Origin of the sequence: Chryseolinea soli, from assembly GCF_003589925.1 — a bacterium.
Taxonomy (GTDB): Bacteria; Bacteroidota; Bacteroidia; order Cytophagales; family Cyclobacteriaceae; genus Chryseolinea; species Chryseolinea soli.
The window spans coordinates 1,478,863-1,494,058 of sequence record NZ_CP032382.1 but is presented as its reverse complement, the minus strand read 5'-3'; the positions used below and the strand labels follow the sequence as shown (position 1 = coordinate 1,494,058).

General features: G+C 51.0%; 17 protein-coding genes. 7 read left to right on the top strand and 10 right to left on the bottom strand.

Features of this window, described 5'->3' with window-relative positions; translation table 11 throughout:
- The first annotated feature begins 58 nt into the window (after positions 1 to 58).
- Together D4L85_RS06390 and D4L85_RS06385 are read left to right on the top strand one after the other, a co-directional pair.
- A complete protein-coding gene (locus tag D4L85_RS06390; protein ID WP_160143572.1) occupies positions 59 to 631 on the top strand; it encodes a Crp/Fnr family transcriptional regulator in 573 nt (190 codons plus the stop codon).
- Positions 632 to 706: 75 nt separating this feature from the next.
- Positions 707 to 1,075, top strand: coding sequence for a nuclear transport factor 2 family protein (locus tag D4L85_RS06385; RefSeq protein WP_119753520.1), 369 nt, complete (start codon positions 707 to 709; stop codon positions 1,073 to 1,075).
- Between the two features lie 39 nt (positions 1,076 to 1,114).
- Here D4L85_RS06385 and D4L85_RS06380 read toward each other — a convergent pair whose 3' ends face one another.
- The 8 genes from D4L85_RS06380 to D4L85_RS06345 form a co-directional block, all read right to left on the bottom strand.
- Complete coding sequence (locus tag D4L85_RS06380; protein WP_160143571.1) at positions 1,115 to 2,023, bottom strand: hypothetical protein; 909 nt, start codon at positions 2,021 to 2,023, stop codon at positions 1,115 to 1,117.
- A 124-nt stretch (positions 2,024 to 2,147) separates the two neighbouring features.
- Positions 2,148 to 3,278, bottom strand: a complete 1,131-nt coding sequence (dnaJ, locus tag D4L85_RS06375; RefSeq protein WP_119753518.1) for a molecular chaperone DnaJ — start codon at positions 3,276 to 3,278, stop codon at positions 2,148 to 2,150.
- 35 nt (positions 3,279 to 3,313) lie between these two features.
- A complete protein-coding gene (locus tag D4L85_RS06370) occupies positions 3,314 to 3,913 on the bottom strand; it encodes a nucleotide exchange factor GrpE (RefSeq protein ID WP_228450790.1) in 600 nt (199 codons plus the stop codon).
- Positions 3,914 to 4,017: 104 nt separating this feature from the next.
- On the bottom strand, positions 4,018 to 5,007 hold the full coding sequence (gene obgE / locus D4L85_RS06365; RefSeq protein ID WP_119753516.1) for a GTPase ObgE: 990 nt from the start codon (positions 5,005 to 5,007) through the stop codon (positions 4,018 to 4,020).
- A 42-nt stretch (positions 5,008 to 5,049) separates the two neighbouring features.
- Entirely contained in the window at positions 5,050 to 5,631 is a 582-nt protein-coding gene (locus tag D4L85_RS06360; RefSeq protein WP_119753515.1) for an adenylate kinase, read from the bottom strand.
- A gap of 103 nt (positions 5,632 to 5,734) precedes the next feature.
- Positions 5,735 to 6,259: a hypoxanthine phosphoribosyltransferase gene (hpt, locus tag D4L85_RS06355; RefSeq protein WP_119753514.1), complete on the bottom strand. Its 525-nt coding sequence runs from the start codon at positions 6,257 to 6,259 to the stop codon at positions 5,735 to 5,737.
- Between the two features lie 221 nt (positions 6,260 to 6,480).
- The gene (locus D4L85_RS06350; protein ID WP_119753513.1) at positions 6,481 to 7,065 is read right to left on the bottom strand and encodes a DUF1287 domain-containing protein; all 585 of its coding nucleotides are present in this window, start codon (positions 7,063 to 7,065) and stop codon (positions 6,481 to 6,483) included.
- Between the two features lie 61 nt (positions 7,066 to 7,126).
- Positions 7,127 to 8,038: a M20/M25/M40 family metallo-hydrolase gene (locus D4L85_RS06345; RefSeq protein ID WP_119753512.1), complete on the bottom strand. Its 912-nt coding sequence runs from the start codon at positions 8,036 to 8,038 to the stop codon at positions 7,127 to 7,129.
- Positions 8,039 to 8,117: 79 nt separating this feature from the next.
- On the opposite strand from D4L85_RS06345, the gene upp reads away from it, so the two are divergent.
- Both upp and D4L85_RS06335 read left to right on the top strand, forming a co-directional pair.
- Positions 8,118 to 8,762 (top strand): uracil phosphoribosyltransferase, encoded by a 645-nt coding sequence (upp, locus tag D4L85_RS06340; RefSeq protein ID WP_119753511.1) that lies wholly within the window; start codon positions 8,118 to 8,120, stop codon positions 8,760 to 8,762.
- Positions 8,763 to 8,843: 81 nt separating this feature from the next.
- Positions 8,844 to 9,338 (top strand): hypothetical protein, encoded by a 495-nt coding sequence (locus D4L85_RS06335; protein ID WP_119753510.1) that lies wholly within the window; start codon positions 8,844 to 8,846, stop codon positions 9,336 to 9,338.
- Here the strand turns inward: D4L85_RS06335 and sdaAA are convergent.
- On the bottom strand, positions 9,274 to 10,182 hold the full coding sequence (sdaAA, locus tag D4L85_RS06330; protein WP_119753509.1) for an L-serine ammonia-lyase, iron-sulfur-dependent, subunit alpha: 909 nt from the start codon (positions 10,180 to 10,182) through the stop codon (positions 9,274 to 9,276). The two genes, D4L85_RS06335 and sdaAA, sit on opposite strands and share 65 nt — an antisense overlap.
- A gap of 147 nt (positions 10,183 to 10,329) precedes the next feature.
- Here sdaAA and D4L85_RS06325 point away from each other — a divergent pair, with 147 nt between their 5' ends.
- Both D4L85_RS06325 and D4L85_RS06320 read left to right on the top strand, forming a co-directional pair.
- Positions 10,330 to 10,752, top strand: a complete 423-nt coding sequence (locus D4L85_RS06325) for a DUF3299 domain-containing protein (RefSeq protein ID WP_119753508.1) — start codon at positions 10,330 to 10,332, stop codon at positions 10,750 to 10,752.
- 35 nt (positions 10,753 to 10,787) lie between these two features.
- Complete coding sequence (locus D4L85_RS06320) at positions 10,788 to 12,158, top strand: M20/M25/M40 family metallo-hydrolase (RefSeq protein WP_119753507.1); 1,371 nt, start codon at positions 10,788 to 10,790, stop codon at positions 12,156 to 12,158.
- A 347-nt stretch (positions 12,159 to 12,505) separates the two neighbouring features.
- Here D4L85_RS06320 and D4L85_RS06315 read toward each other — a convergent pair whose 3' ends face one another.
- The gene (locus tag D4L85_RS06315; protein WP_119753506.1) at positions 12,506 to 13,360 is read right to left on the bottom strand and encodes a nuclear transport factor 2 family protein; all 855 of its coding nucleotides are present in this window, start codon (positions 13,358 to 13,360) and stop codon (positions 12,506 to 12,508) included.
- Between the two features lie 258 nt (positions 13,361 to 13,618).
- Here D4L85_RS06315 and D4L85_RS06310 point away from each other — a divergent pair, with 258 nt between their 5' ends.
- Positions 13,619 to 15,184, top strand: coding sequence for a GAF domain-containing protein (locus D4L85_RS06310; protein ID WP_119753505.1), 1,566 nt, complete (start codon positions 13,619 to 13,621; stop codon positions 15,182 to 15,184).
- Positions 15,185 to 15,196 lie beyond the last annotated feature (12 nt).

Here is a 15,196-nt window from a genome sequence, read left to right as displayed (position 1 = left end):
CTTTAACAAAGGATTTGGCTTTGCCGATTTTTCCATGGTAAAGCAGAACAGGAACCACATGTTTCACGCGCTACATAAATTGCTTTCGGCCATCCGCCCCATCACCCAGGAAGAGTGGCTCACCTTCACATCGTGCCTTACGGAAAAAAACTTCCCCGCGAAAACCGTGTGCCTGTCGGCGGGGCAGGTTTGTCGCGGATTATATTTTATTGAAACGGGCGCCGTGCGCTCTTATGCACTAAAGAATGGCCAGGAGATCTGCAATCATTTCTATTTCGAGAATGAGTTTGCCAGCGATTTTGAAAGCCTTACGCTCCAGCAACCGTCAAAGCATACATTAGAAACATTGGAAGAGACGCGCATCGTGTATGGCGACCGTGAAAAGATGTTGGCGTTGTATAAACGCGCACCTGTGTTTGAATCTATCGGAAGGGCTATCGTGGAACAAATGATGATCCGCCAAAATGCTTATGCAGGGTTGTTTACTTTATACTCGCCTACGGAGCGTTATCAATTTGTGGTGGAGCATCATCCCGAATTGGTGCGCCGGGTGCCCCTGCAATACCTGGCGACTTATCTCGGCGTGGCGCGCGAAACGCTGAGCAGGATCAGGGCTCGTATTTCAGATTGACCAGTGACACGATTTGCTTTTGTGACGATCGTCAAATGACAGCCGGATCCTATCGGTTTCCTTTGTATAAAAAATATGGAAACCATGATCAACGCCCTTATTGAAAGCTACGTCTCAGCCCTTGCGCAACGATCAATTGAAACGATCGATTCACTTCTCCATCCGGAGTTCAAAGTGATCGTAAACAAAAGCGTACCCCATCAATTGTCCACCTTTCTTTCCAAGACAAGCTACCTCGACCTGATCCGCAGCGGCAAAGCGGGTGGGGATGACTACAAGATCGAAGACTTGTCTATCCACGTGATGGGCCCCACGGCGATGGCGCAGTACACCTTACACGGCCGTCAAACGATCATGCACGTGTTTCTGCAGTTCATACAAGAAGATGAGGATTGGAAGATCGTGAGCAACATGCCCTACGTGACGGCATGTGCGCATGCGTAAAATCAATAAAATGTTGAATGGAAAGAAATGCGGCCCGGGTTAGCGTGAGGCTACTCCTTCTTGGAAAGTGATGTTGCCCATGGAAACATCCAGGTCGAAGGTGAGTGAGTTCTTGGCGTCTTTCGTGTAGGCGGCGTTGGCATACATGTTTTCGCCGATCTTTTTCAAATCGCCCGGGAGCTTCACGCTGCAAAGCCAGGAATCTTTGATCTTCACCAGTACGGGCGTGAGGTGGTCATTGGGAAGGACGATGAGCAGATTTCCGGCACCCACACTGCCCTTCACTTTATTGCTGACGAGCGGCTTGTTGCTGAAATCCAGCGTCATGTTGCCGAACCCTACGTCGGCCATCACAAAGCGCGTGCGCGACAAGTTGATGTTCTTTACATTGATCGAACCCAGATCCACTTTCACAAAGAAAGTATCCATGTCGATCTGGTTTTCAAGAGCCGAATTATAGTTCACATTAACGTCGGCGCTACCGGTGTTGATCTTCAGTTTTTTGATGGCCAGGCCGGAAAGGTCCACATTGGCATTGCCCACGCCATAGTTCAGTTCCAGGAAATAGGGCTTGGCGTCCGTGAGGTACATTTTCCAGATCTTGTCGTTGACGGGAGCGTCGGAGGCGCCAAAAAAACGGGCTGAAATGGTCTGACTGAGGCCTTCGGTTTGTACTTCTTCGAGATTGAGGAGGACTTCGCAGGTTTTGCCCTTTATTTCCTTCCGGAAGTTGTGGGCATAGGTCTGTTCGGTCTGATTGCTGAAAACGTTGAGAATTTCGGGGTTATGGGAGGGTTTGATATAGCAATTGCCACTATTGGCTTTCAAGGAAAGCCTGATATTTTCGCACGATTGGGAGTCTTCCACCGTGAACTGCTTCTTAATCTGACCCACTGTCACCCCCACAAGTGCAATTCCGCAACATGTTAACCAAATCTTTCTGTGCATGAACTGTATTTACGGCCTAACCCTCTGCAGGTTACGGCGTGTAAGTTTATAGTTGAAATAGTATAAAAAAAACCCCGTCTAAGATTAGTTAAACGGGGTCTGTTAAGAAGAGGTTGTGTCAATGTTAATTGAAAAACTCCTTCATTCGCTCAAAAAAGCCTTTTTCGTTCGCATCGGGTTGTGGTTCGAAGTTATGTGAGGTCCTCAAACTCTCCAATTTGGCCCTTTCTTCTGATGTCAGCTTTTTGGGCGTCCATACATTCACATAGATCAGTTGGTCGCCGGTTTCATAGCCATTCACGTCTTTTAGGCCTTTTCCACGCAACCGGAGGATCTTTCCGCTCTGGGTGCCGGGGTCGATCTTGATCTTCACCTTCCCGCTAACCGACGGCACTTCGATGCTTGTACCGATAGCCGCGTCGATAAAACTGATATAAAGGTCGTACACGAGGTTGTTGCCATCGCGCTTCAGGGCCTTGTCTTCCTGTTCTTCGATAAGGATGAGCAGGTCGCCGGCTATGCCGCCCCCAGGGGCCTCGTTGCCTTTGCCCGACATGGAGAGTTGCATGCCATCGGCTACACCGGCCGGTATTTTTACGCTGAGGATCTCTTCTTTGGAAACCAGACCGGAGCTATCCACGCCGGCAGGTCTTTTTTCGATCACTTGTCCCGAGCCGTCACAGGTGGGGCAGGTGCTGGCCGATACCATTTGACCCAGCATGGTGTTCACCACCTTGCGGACCTGGCCGGAGCCCTGGCAGGTCGTGCAGGTCTTGAAGGTTACGCCTTCTGCACGGATCAAGCGGTTTACCTTGATCTTTTTCTCTACACCGTGGGCCACTTCCTCCAGCGTGAGCTTCAGTTTGATCCGCAGGTTTGAGCCCTTCCGCTGGCGTCGTCCGCCACCACGGCTGGAACCACCAAAGAAACTTTCAAAAGGACTTCCTCCTCCGCCGCCACCAAAGATGTCACCAAACTGGCTGAAGATGTCCTCCATGTTCATTTCATGACCTCCAAAGCCACCGTTGCCGGGACGGGCATGGCCGAAGCGGTCGTATTTCGCGCGCTTGTCGGCATCGCTCAACACCTCGTAGGCCTCGGCTGCTTCCTTGAATTGTTCCTCCGCCTCCTTGTTGTCCGGATTTTTATCCGGATGGAATTGGATGGCCACCTTGCGATAGGCCTTCTTGATCTCGTCGGCAGAGGCAGTTTTGCTGACCCCCAGGATTTCGTAGTAGTCTCTTTTCGTTGACATGCAGTTAAATATTGAAGTGGATCGCCGGTGGGGAATTAACTTCCGACAACCACCTTGGCAAATCGTATTACTTTGTCATTTAATAGATAACCTTTCTCGACCACGTCCACGATTTTTCCTTTCTGGGCTGCGTCGGGCACGGGGATCTGGGTGATGGCTTCGTGAAGGTCGGGGTTGAACTCGGTCTGGGCGTTGATCTCCATCACCTTCACACCGGATTGCTCCAGGGTCTTTCTGAATTTATTGGCGATAAGGAAAAAGCCCTCCAGTTCTTTATCGTTCTTGTCTTTGAACGATTTTTCGGCGCGATCAAAATCGTCGGCTACGGGGAGAAGCTTGTTCAGCAATTGTTCGTTGGCAGACTGGATGAGTTCGAGCTTTTCCTTGGCCGTGCGGCGACGGAAGTTGTCGAATTCGGAGTAGAGACGGATGTATTTATCTTTTTGCTCATCCAATTCCTGCTGCAGCTTGATGGCGGGGTCTACCACCACATTTTCCGCGGAAGCACCTTCTTTGGTGCCGTTTTCCGCCACAGGGGTTTCCTGCTGGGCTGACACATTTTCTGCTGCCTCGTTATTTTCAGAGATCATTTCTTCGTTTTTGCTCATTTCGTTTTCATTTGCGTGGTTTTCCATAGACATATCGGATTGGAAAATTAACAAGGGGCAAATGTCAACAATTTTGCCAAAGGCATTTTATGCCAATCTGACATTTTTAGCCTTTGACACCTGGAGGGCGGTTAATGCAGGTTTTTCCAGATCAGATCCTTCAATTCGGTGATTCCTTGCGAGGTTATGGAGGAGATAAACACGGAGGGCAGTTCGGTTGGGAGCTCTTTTTTGATGGCTTCTTTCAATTCGTCGTCCAGCATATCGGCCTTGGAAATGGCCAAAAGCCGCTTTTTGTCCAAAAGCTCGGGATTGTATTTGCGCAGCTCGTTCAATAAAATATCGTATTCCACCCCGATGTCTTTGGCGTCGGCGGGGATCATGAACAGCAGTAAAGAATTTCGTTCGATGTGGCGGAGGAAACGGATACCCAGCCCTTTTCCTTCGGCCGCGCCTTCAATGATGCCGGGAATGTCGGCCATGACAAAAGAGTGTGCGTCGCGATAGGACACCACGCCCAGGTTTGGGGTGAGGGTGGTGAAGGGATAGTCGCCGATCTTCGGTTTGGCTGCCGACACCACCGAGAGCAGGGTAGATTTCCCTGCATTGGGGAACCCCACTAAACCGACGTCGGCCAGTAGTTTCAATTCCAAAACAATCCACTCCTCTTTGCCGGGCTCGCCGGGTTGGGCGTGTTGGGGGGCCTGGTTGGTGGAGGTTGCAAAAAAGGCGTTGCCTTTGCCGCCGCGACCACCGGGTGTGAGGATGTATTCTTTGCCGTCTTCGGTGATCTCGAAAAGGATCTCCTCGGTGTCGGCGCGCTTGGCCACGGTGCCCAGGGGCACGTCCAGGATCTCGTCTTCGCCGTCGTGGCCGGTCCGGTCCTGTTCTTCGCCGCGGTTGCCGTTGGTGGCGATCACGTGCTTCCGATACTTCAAGTGGAGGAGTGTCCAATGCTGGGCGTTGCCACGCAGGATCACGTGACCCCCACGGCCCCCGTTGCCGCCATCGGGACCGCCGTGTTGAATAAATTTCTCGCGATGAAAATGCAAATACCCCGCACCTCCGTGACCCGAGCGGGAACAAAATTTTACGTAGTCAATAAAGTTTGGTGAGGACACGGAGATGGCGGTTAATGAGTTTTTTTATACAAGACCTTTGCTCTAGAGCAGCAGGCTTTTATCGATCTCGCGGCAAAGGTTTGAAAAAATATTTTCAATGTCACCAACGCCTACGATGGATGAATACTTGCCCAGCTTTTTATAGTAGTCGGCAACCGAAACGGTCTCTGCTTTGTAGACGCTGATCCGGTTTGCGATCACTTCGGGCTTGGCATCGTCGGGACGGTTTTCTTTTACGGCGCGTTCGGCCAGTCGCTTCTTCAATTCTTCTTCAGGAACAACCAGTTCGATGAGCACTTTGATAGGGGCGCCCTTCGAGGCCAGCAATTTGTCGAGTGCTTCGGCCTGGGGTGTGGTGCGGGGGAAGCCGTCGAAGATGATGCCGGCGATCTGACCACTGCTCTTTATTTTATCGTCTACCATGTCGATCACCAATTGATCGGGCACGAGATTTCCTTTCGACATATAATCCTGGGCAAGTTTGCCGAGGGGTGTTCCTTCTTTGAGGTGTTTGCGGAAAAGGTCGCCCGTAGAGATGTGCATGAGCGAATATTTTTCAATGATTTTAGCACTTTGTGTGCCTTTACCTGCGCCGGGGGGGCCAAAGAGAATAAGGTTGATCATGTGAGCGTTGTCGGTTTACGTTGTAAAATGGGCCGCTTGGGTTGTATCAAGCTGACGAAGATAAGGAATGAAAGTTCGATTTACGCATGGGCGAATATGAAATTTAACCGGCCTTGTATACGTCCTTGAGGTTGCGGCCGAGTCCGTCGTAGTCGAGCCCATAGCCCAGCACGAACTCGTTCTCGATCTCGAAGCCAACGTATTTCACGTCAATCATTTTTTCACGGGCCGGTTGCTTGCGCAGGAGGGCCACCACTTCCACGGATTTTGTGCCCAGGCTTTTCAATTCCTCTACGATCTTTTGCAACGTGAGGCCGGTGTCTACAATATCTTCTACAATAATAATATCCTGGTTAAATAAACTTTCTTCCAGGCCGATCAGGGTCTTCATCTGCCCCGAGCTGGCGGTGCCTACGTAGGAAGAGATCTTCACAAAAGAAACCTTGCAGGGCACTTCGATTTGTTTAATGAGGTCTGATGCAAAGATGAACGAACCGTTGAGAATGGGCAGGAATACGGGTGTTTTCCCTGCATAGTCCGCATTGATGGTCTCCGCCAGGGCTTTCACCTGGTACTGAATTTTTGCTTTGCTGATGAACGGCTTGAACTCTAAATCCTTGATCTGCATAATGACTTCCCCGCTAAGGGACTGCAAAAATAACAGAATCTTAGAATTTGAAGAGAATACATTTTTGAATAGCTGATTTTGAGCGTCCGGCAAAGCATAAAAAAATCAACGTGTTGCATGTGCGTGGCCAGGGGTTGCTTAGCGGACAAATCGATACGACGTGGTGAACGAACACACACCGGTGACGCATGCGAATGCTGCCACGGTGTCAGAGAAAATATTTAGTGAGCAACTTCTCCGGGCCGGTAGCGATAGTGGCCAGTGATGACGTAATCGAAAAGACAATCCGACAGCTCTTGTCCTCTCCCAATGTTGTGTGCCATGAGGGGACGCAAACGATCCCCGGAGCGCTGCGTGGTGACGATGCCGATGTGGCCCAGTCCTCCGCCGAGATCCCAGGTCACGATGTCACCCGCTTCATAGTCTTTTGGGTCTTTGGATTTTTTTAGTTCCTCACCGTGACGCTTAAAAAATGTCATGAGGTTTGGCACCCGGCGGTGGTCGATGTTGGTGTCGGTGTGTTTCAGCCCCCAGCGTTGGGGGTAAAGTTTGAAGTTGTCCTTCATGTCGAGGTGAACTTCTTTTTGCAGATCGATGCCCAGCTTGCGATAGGCACGGATCACCACGTCGGTGCAGACACCCTTGTTGGCCGGCACATCACCGTTGGGATAAGGTATGCTGAAATAGGTGGGGTCGTATTCGACCGCATCGCGTGTGATCGCAATGGCGGCGCGTGACAGTTTCAGTTGGAAAGATTCGTCGGCCCCGAGGAGAACAAATACCAATAGACTTATGCGCAACATCATAGCAGTATGCTTTATCATTAGACAACGTCATGAGCTGGGTCTCTCCCTGACGAAAATAAAGTTACAAATCTTTCATTAATACCGTATACAATTTGATCATGGTATCGATGTCGTGTTTGTGCACTTTTTCATGAGGCGAGTGGGCGTCTTTCTCGGGTGCGCCTACAAAACACCAATCGATGGGGTACGGTGAGGTTTGAAGTTCGCGTCCATCGCTGGAGCCCATGCCTTCTACCTCCAGTTGGTGATCTATTTTTCTTTTTTTGGCGATGGCGATGATGCGGTCCACAAAACTGCGGCGGGGGAGGTTGCGGTCGCGCATCGAGATGGCCACGCCCTTGCCGTGTTCCACACCATCGGATACCCAGGTGATGTCGCTCACCAGGGCCTGGCTCACATTCCAGTTCTCGTACATGAATTTTGCCAGGTAAGGCACCGAGCCGCCACCGTGTTCTTCCCAACAACTGAAGACGATCACACCATCCTTTAATGTCTCGGCAACCTTTAATGCGTTGTACACACCAAGCCGGTTGTCGAGATAGGGCGATTGAATAAACTCCTTTGTCTCACGGAAATTGATTTTGTAGGTGAGGTCCGTGCCCCGGTCGATCTGTCTTCCGAATTTATAAAAGGCATGATTGTCTTTGTCAAATTCCAGTTCACATTCGATGGGGCCATGCGAATCTTCTCCCACTAACCGCGTGCCCATCTCTGCATCCGGACTGCCAATGGGCAGGAGTTGGTTGAAATAGCGCACGGTGAAGCCGATGCTGTCGATGTGTGCGAAGATGGCTGTGCGGGGTTCGCCGAACTTGAGCAGGATGCAATCCTGAAATTCATCGCCCGAGAAGACTTCGGGCTTCACCTTCCACTTCTTTTTTTCTTTTGCGATATAAGACAATAAAAACTTCGTCATGCCGACTTCATTTCCGGAAGGTGCATGTATTTCGCAAAGTTGTTTCAGGAGCTTCATAGGCGCGTGAGGGGCTACGGAGGAGGATTAGTTAGTAACGCAACTTTATTCTAAATTTTCGTTAGAAAAAAGGAGCCTTATGCTTTTTAATTTAAGTGAACACAATTCCATCGCCAATCATTTCGTGGCCGAGCTGCGTGACCGGCAGGTTCAGAAAGACCGGCTCCGCTTTCGCAAGAATGCCCACCGGCTGGGTCAGATCATGGCCTATGAGATCTCGCGCCACATGCATTATCGCAACACACCCATAGAAACGCCGTTGGGCACCTCGGTCGTGAACCTGATGCCCGAGCCCCCGGTGATAATTGCCATCATGCGGGCGGGCCTGCCTTACTTTCAGGGCTTTCTCGATTTCTTTGATCAGTCCGACGCTGGCTTCATTGGCGCCTACCGCCAGGAAGGGCACACGGAAATTGTGATCAACCTGGAATACCTGGCCACCCCATCGCTGGCGCAACGCGAGGTGATCCTGGTGGATCCCATGCTGGCCACGGGAAAATCGATCGTGCAATCGGTAAATGCTTTGGCGAAGAACGGAAAACCTTCCCATCTTTACGTAGCCTCGCTGGTGAGTGTGCCGGAAGGAATACAGTTTGTTAACGAAAATGTTGACATCCCCCATTCCCTCTGGACATGCGCCGTCGACGACAACCTGAACGACCGGTTCTATATCGTGCCGGGTTTGGGCGATGCCGGCGACTTGAGCTTTGGCGAGAAACTATGATCGAGACGATACCAGAAATCTACAGCTACGCGCGCTATGTGGGATGAGATACTGAAGGCCATACCGGTTTACTTTGCCAGCATGCTAAAATTTATCCTCGGTCCTCTTGGCGGATATGGCGTGCGCCTCAATATTGTTACCACTATTTTATCGACCGTGGCCGGCATGATGACCATGGTGTTGGTCATTACCTATTTTGGCAATTGGCTGAGGGAAAAAGTATTCAAGAAGCTTTTTGCGAAACGGAAGAAATTCTCCACCAGCAACCGGAAGTTTGCCGGCATCTGGAAAAAATATGGATTGTTTGGCGTGGCGGCATTGACGCCGATCATTCTGACACCGATCGGCGGAACGTTGCTGGCCGTGAGCTCGGGGAGTCCAAAGGAAAAGATCATTGTCTACATGTTTGTGAGCGCTGCACTGTGGTCGGTGATCTTCAGCATCGCCATCTATTTCTTTGGCGACAAAGTGCACGACCTGATTGAATCCATTAAAGACCCGATCGGATACCTCATGATGGAATCTGTTCGTCGGGAAGGATTTCGATGTCTCGTATCAACACTTTTCGTGCGATAGCTTGTCCGGTCTTTGTGGCGGCCAGTCCGCCCAGGGCTGTTTCTTTGTAGCGCGTTTCCATGCTGGCACCAATTTCACCCATTGCTTCGATCACTTCATCCACCGGGATAACACTGCTCACATCGGCCAGTGCGATCTGTGCCGAACTGTTGGCGATAGCAGCAGCGCTGGCGTTGCGCACCACGCACGGGATCTCGACAAGTCCCGCCACCGGGTCGCACACCAATCCTAACATGCACTGCACCGTGATGGCTACGCCGGTAAAGATCTGGTCGGTATTTCCATCGAGACAATACACAATGGCACCCGCACCCATAGCGGCGGCGGTGCCCGTTTCGGCCTGACATCCTCCGACAGCTCCGGCAATGGAAGCTTTTTGTTCCATGATCAGGGCGATGCCTGCCGCGATGAGCATGGCCTCAATAATTTTCTCATCGGGAATTTGATGGATCTCCTGCAAGGTGTAGAGCACACCCGGCATGATGCCGCTGGCGCCGGCCGTGGGAGCCGCCACGACACGCCCCATGCACGAGTTTACTTCTTTTGCCGCCAGCGCCCGCGCGATAAGCTGTTGAAATTCCTTGGACAACACAGCTTTGGGATAGCGGTATACTTTCTTTGCGCCGTTATTGATCATGCCCGACCGCGAGGTCATATCTTCCTCCAGGCCGGTATGCACAGCATCTTTCATGACTTCCCACGCCCTTAACAAGCCTTTCTTTGTGTCGTCGGGCGTGTGGCTTTTTTGGGTGGCCTCATACTCCAGGACCACGTCTACCAGCGACATTTTTTGGGTGTCGCTATAGGTTTTCCAGCCTTCAAAAGAATCAAAAAGAAATGCCATACCACACGGGTTTTGTTACAAAGCAGAAGAGGGGTCGGGTCAAAATTCTCCTATTCAGCTTTAATTTCAAACGATTGTGAAAACTAATTCGTTCTCCGGTGGCGGCTGGTTTTTATAAATCAGGGCGTTGACCTTATTTTGAACGGCATGAAATTCCTTGTTCTTCTTTTTATGACCGTCACCGGTGTGGCCATCGCCCAGGACAATTTCTGGAACACGCTGGCCGAGGTTGGCTATCAGACCAAAAAGGATGCGAACGGCTTCGACGTGGAGGTGCCGCTTTTCAGCAAGCATTTGAAGACCTTCCAGGGAAAGAAAATCCGGATAAAAGGCTACATCATTCCGTTGGCTGAAGTGGGCAGCCAATCCAAGTTCATGCTGTCGGCATTGCCGTTCAGTCTCTGTTATTTTTGTGGCGCCGCAGGTCCGGAAACAGTGGTGGAAGTGGAGTCGGCAGAAAAAATAAAATTCTCTACTAAACCCATCGTCATGGAAGGCACGTTGATGCTAAACGACAAGGACCCCGACCATCACATGTATATTCTGAAGACCGCACAAGTCATCAACTGATAAATTATAATATCTTCGCTCCAAGAAACATCCGCATGAAAAGAAACCTGCTATTCGTTTTTACGCTCATTACCCTGATGGCGCAGGGACAAACCCAAGATGAATCCGCCATCAAACAAATTTTCGACAAGGCTTTGGTAGACGGCAAGAGTTATGCCTGGCTACACTATCTCACCACGGAAGTAGGCGCACGCCTGAGCGGCTCGCCGGGCGCCGCGGCCGGAGTGGAATGGAGCCGTCATGAACTGGAAAGTGTGTCCGACTCTGTGTGGCTCCAGCCCGTGATGGTGCCCCATTGGGTCCGTGGCCAAAAAGAGATCGGCCGGATCCTGAACACCAAAAAATCGGGTCCTATCGAAGTAAACGTGTGTGCTTTAGGCAGTTCGGTAGGCACCGGACCTGCCGGCGTTTCCGGAACGGTGGTAGAGGTGAAAAGCTTTGATGAACTGAAACAACTGGGTGAGCGATACCTGAAAGGAAAGATCGTATTCTTCAACCGCCCCATGGACGTGAAGTCGGTCGATGCCTTTGCAGCGTATGGCGGTGCCGTTGAGCAGCGTGGCTATGGACCATCGGAAGCTGCAAAATATGGAGCAATCGGCGTCATTGTGCGGTCGATGGGCTTGAACCCGGAAGACTATCCGCACACCGGCGGCCTGCGCTATGCGCCAAACATCCCGAAGCTTCCGGCCATTGCCATCAGCACCAACCACGCCGATCGCCTCAGCAAGTTGCTAAAGGAAGAGAAGGATGTACAATTTTATTTCGAGACGCATTGCGAAACCCTTCCGGATGCGCCTTCTTTTAATGTGATCGGCGAGATCAAAGGTTCCGAATACCCTGAAGAGATCATCGTAGTAGGCGGCCACCTGGATTCCTGGGATCTTGCCCAAGGCGCTCACGACGATGGCGCAGGCTGTGTGCAAGCCATGGAAGTGCTCCGCCTCTTCAAAATTCTCGGCATCAAACCCAAACGCACCATCCGCGCCGTGATGTTCATGAACGAAGAGAACGGTTTGCGCGGCGGCATAGAATATGCTAAGCAAGCAGGCCTCAAAAAAGAAAAACACATTGCCGCCATCGAGTCAGACCGCGGAGGCTTCACGCCCCGGGGTTTCACCATGACAGCAACAGACCCCGTAAAAGCCAAGATCCGAAGCTGGAAACCCCTGCTCGAACCCTACGGCCTCACCGACTTCTCACAGGAAGGAGGCGGCGCCGACATCAGCCCGCTTCAACCTATGGGCGTCCCCGTCCTCGAATTCCTCCCCGACTCCCAACGCTACTTCGACTACCACCACACCCAGGAAGACACCATCGACAAAGTGAGCCGCCGTGAACTCGAACTAGGTGCCGCCTCCATGACCGCATTAGTATACCTGATGGATAAATACGGATTGAATTAAAATAACGCACCCCCAAAAATAGAATGGATAACCCCAAGAAGGTTATCCATTTTTTATTTCATGCCGACTGTGGTTGATGCTGTGGTGATGCGCTTGTTCCCGCACCGATTAACCTTTTAGTTGCTACCTATCGCCCCCACAGTTTTCAGATACCCATCCCGTTGTTTATGGCCAACCCCTGCCGTTGTTGGTGTTCTTCATATCCCAAAATTTTTCAGCCACCGCTCCCATTATTTGAGTTCCCTTGCTACTTTATTCGTGTCATCCCACCAACAACATTTTCGCTCACCTGCCTCCATCGACACCCCTTTCATCTCCAGATTCTCGAAACCTAAACACTCCCTTTCTCAATGACACGCCACCACATCCAACACAATCCTCCATACCTTATCATCCTCCTTCTTCCAAACCCGCAAATAAGTCCCTTTCCTAACCACCTCCTTACCTTCCACCACCACCCCAACGTCACCGCTACCATACGCATACCCCAAATCGTTCGATCCAGCCACACCACCCCCCATCACCTTCACATCGCTCATCTTGAATGAACTTTTCTTTAAATATGCGCCCCAATTTTCTTTCGAAACAATCGGCAACTCCCCTTCACGTGCAAAGCGGATCTCTTTTGATGCAAACGTATTGTAGGCTGCATCACCTTTTTTCTCATAGGCGGTTATAAATTTTTTATCCAAATCAAGAATCGAAACAGATGAATGTTTGCTAACCGTCAGGGGCATTTGAGACGTAGTCAGGCTTTGTCTTTCCATGGGCGCGCCATGCCGCACGCCAATGTCCAGAATATTTTTCCAGGAACCGTCCGCTTGCTTCTTCCATATGGAATGGAACTCACCATACGCCACCGGTTTGTCATCGGTTTTCTGTGCACGAAATTCCCAAGGCCCGGTGTTATACCCCATATCCCCGGAAGCCGCGATGTCGCAGTAAGCCACCTCCCAATGCAGCCATCCTTCGGAAACCGGCTGGGTCCGGATGGTTTCTTTTCCGGTGCGCGGCCCCTCAGGTCCGGCGGTCACGGCGTCGTCGCTGAGAAAGAATAAGAAAGCATCCCGCGTATTTTGTTCTTTGGCCATGGCGATAAAGGCCCGCTCTGCATCCACCATACTTTGCAGGTTGGGATTGCCGAATTGCGCACGGTTCGAAAACGCTCCAAGCAAGAGAAATCCAAGAAGGGTATAGCGCATAGGGTGAACGCGTTAGTGAAGATAGTGCTAAAGATACGCTTTGGCTGATCCCCGTTCGTCCCCCGGTGTCCGGCATTTTAGTTTGTTCTGCAACTAAAATCCAACCCCATGCAACTGCATTCGGGGTGTTTAAACTTTTTTGTCAACAACCGGGGAATGCAATTTGAAGTGTGTGATAAACATTTATTTAGCCGATTCGTTGTTCGCCTGCGCAGGTTTTTATATTTTTTCTTCGCAATTGCCGTTGCATCCTAAACCATGAAAAAATTTTTTACCGACAACTGGATTATCCTCATCATCGGGGTGGCCCTGGCGGCCAGCACAATCCTCGCCTTCCACAACAACAACATCATTCAACAAAACATCGCCCAGCAAAAAGAAACTGTGCTGGTGACCCAGCGTACACAGCAGATCCTCAGCAGTGTCATGCACGGTCTCGACCTTGGTGTGCGCGGTTTTGGCCTGACCAAGGATCAAGCCATGCTGCGTCCGTTTAACGAGGCGGTCACGACCAGTCCGGGTATCTTCCGGCAACTGGATTCACTTTTGAAAAAACAAGAATACAACGACGCCGGTAAACTGGATGAAGTGAAGCGAGAGGTCGACAACTACATCACGTTCAGCAAGCAAATGGTGGAGAACGCCCGCATCGACAGCATGCGCACCTTTGTGGCGATGCTGAGCGAAGACCGGGGATACGGCGTATGGAAAAAATACGACGAAGTTTCCAAGCCCTTGCTCGCCTTTGAAAATGATCTTAATCAAAAAGCCATCTCCAACTACGATGCGGCCATGCGTAGCAACCTGGGGCTGCAGCTCTCCATTGTCATCCTGGCGTTGCCCATACTCGTACTCTTTGTGAAACGTGTCAGGAAAGAACGCGAGGCGCGTCACGCTTTGTTGCTGGAGGTCGAAGAAAACAACCGGAACTATGTTTTCAACTCCGGTGAAAAAGACGACTCATCCGCCCAGGCCATCAACGATGCGTCTATCCGCAACGTGCGCATGGCTTCCGAGTTCATCAAAAGCATGACCAATGGAAACTACGACGTGAACTGGGAGGGTCTAAATGAAAAGAACAGCGCCCTGAACGCGGACACGCTCGCCGGGAATCTCTTACAGATGCGGGAGCAATTGAAAAAATTAAAGCAGGAAGACGACAAGCGCAACTGGATGAACGAAGGCCTCGCCAGCTTTTCCGAACTGGTGCGCAACAACCAGCACGACAACACCCTGCTGGCCGACAAATGTGTGTCTTATTTAGTGAAATACCTCAACGCGCAACAGGGTAGCCTGTTCGTGCTGGAAGGCGAAGAAGGCGACACCTACCTGGAATTGAAAGCCTGTTTTGCTTTCGACAAAAAGAAATGGATGGAGAAAAGAGTCGACATTGGCAACGGTCTTGTCGGTCAAGCCTTCCTCGAAGGCGATACTATTCAGCTGAAAGACATCCCGTTGGGCTACACCACCATCACATCGGGCCTCGGCGACGCCACACCACGCCACCTGGTCATTGTGCCCTTGAAATATGACATCACGACGGTAGCCATTCTGGAGATGGCCGCGTTCAGCGACTTCGAGGAACATCACATCTTGTTTCTGAAAAAAGCCGGCGAGTTCCTGGCCTCGGCCATCCTGAATTCGCAAACCACCTTCAAGATGAAAAACCTGTTGGAGCAGGCCCACATCAACGAAGAACAAATGCGCCAACGCGAAGAGGAGATGCGGCAGAACATGGAAGAGCTGCAGGCCACGCAGGAGGAGCTGGTGAGAAAGGAACGCGAAATGCAGAAGCGGATGGCCGGAGAAGTGTCGTCGAAATGATCAGACGATCAG

Excerpts from the sequence above, each read along its gene's own strand:
- D4L85_RS06390 (WP_160143572.1), top strand. The coding sequence starts at position 59 with ATGTTTCACGCGCTACATAAATTGCTTTCGGCCATCCGCCCCATCACC.
- D4L85_RS06385 (WP_119753520.1), top strand. The coding sequence starts at position 707 with ATGGAAACCATGATCAACGCCCTTATTGAAAGCTACGTCTCAGCCCTT.
- D4L85_RS06380 (WP_160143571.1), bottom strand. The coding sequence starts at position 2,023 with ATGCACAGAAAGATTTGGTTAACATGTTGCGGAATTGCACTTGTGGGG.
- dnaJ (WP_119753518.1), bottom strand. The coding sequence starts at position 3,278 with ATGTCAACGAAAAGAGACTACTACGAAATCCTGGGGGTCAGCAAAACT.
- D4L85_RS06370 (WP_228450790.1), bottom strand. The coding sequence starts at position 3,913 with ATGGAAAACCACGCAAATGAAAACGAAATGAGCAAAAACGAAGAAATG.
- D4L85_RS06360 (WP_119753515.1), bottom strand. The coding sequence starts at position 5,631 with ATGATCAACCTTATTCTCTTTGGCCCCCCCGGCGCAGGTAAAGGCACA.
- hpt (WP_119753514.1), bottom strand. The coding sequence starts at position 6,259 with ATGCAGATCAAGGATTTAGAGTTCAAGCCGTTCATCAGCAAAGCAAAA.
- D4L85_RS06350 (WP_119753513.1), bottom strand. The coding sequence starts at position 7,065 with ATGATGTTGCGCATAAGTCTATTGGTATTTGTTCTCCTCGGGGCCGAC.
- D4L85_RS06345 (WP_119753512.1), bottom strand. The coding sequence starts at position 8,038 with ATGAAGCTCCTGAAACAACTTTGCGAAATACATGCACCTTCCGGAAAT.
- upp (WP_119753511.1), top strand. The coding sequence starts at position 8,118 with ATGCTTTTTAATTTAAGTGAACACAATTCCATCGCCAATCATTTCGTG.
- D4L85_RS06335 (WP_119753510.1), top strand. The coding sequence starts at position 8,844 with ATGCTAAAATTTATCCTCGGTCCTCTTGGCGGATATGGCGTGCGCCTC.
- sdaAA (WP_119753509.1), bottom strand. The coding sequence starts at position 10,182 with ATGGCATTTCTTTTTGATTCTTTTGAAGGCTGGAAAACCTATAGCGAC.
- D4L85_RS06325 (WP_119753508.1), top strand. The coding sequence starts at position 10,330 with ATGAAATTCCTTGTTCTTCTTTTTATGACCGTCACCGGTGTGGCCATC.
- D4L85_RS06320 (WP_119753507.1), top strand. The coding sequence starts at position 10,788 with ATGAAAAGAAACCTGCTATTCGTTTTTACGCTCATTACCCTGATGGCG.
- D4L85_RS06315 (WP_119753506.1), bottom strand. The coding sequence starts at position 13,360 with ATGCGCTATACCCTTCTTGGATTTCTCTTGCTTGGAGCGTTTTCGAAC.
- D4L85_RS06310 (WP_119753505.1), top strand. The coding sequence starts at position 13,619 with ATGAAAAAATTTTTTACCGACAACTGGATTATCCTCATCATCGGGGTG.